At 65.8% G+C, this 237-nt stretch carries 1 pseudogene; it reads left to right on the forward strand.

What is annotated here, in order from left to right:
- A pseudogene (locus METUNV1_RS00035) lies at window positions 1-237 on the forward strand (chemotaxis protein); the annotation flags it as partial.

A 237-nucleotide genomic window follows, 5' to 3' on the forward strand; every position in this document is an offset into this window, starting at 1 on the left:
AACGCGACAAGGTCGATTTCTACTGCGACGTGGCGCCCGGCGAGGAGCTGGTGCTGGTCAGGCGCACGCCTTTCGCGGCGACCACCGAGCGCGATTTCCGCGACTTCATGAAGGACAAGCCGGGCCAGCCGCTGGCCGGCATGTTCAACGACTGCGTGCTGCGGCGGCTGTACAACCGGACCGAGCTGTCCTCGCTGGACCGGGTGTTCGCCGGCATCGACATTGCGGGCTTTTCCA

The sequence above is a fragment of the Methyloversatilis universalis FAM5 genome (genome assembly GCF_000214035.2).
In the GTDB taxonomy this organism is placed as follows: Bacteria; Pseudomonadota; Gammaproteobacteria; order Burkholderiales; family Rhodocyclaceae; genus Methyloversatilis; species Methyloversatilis universalis.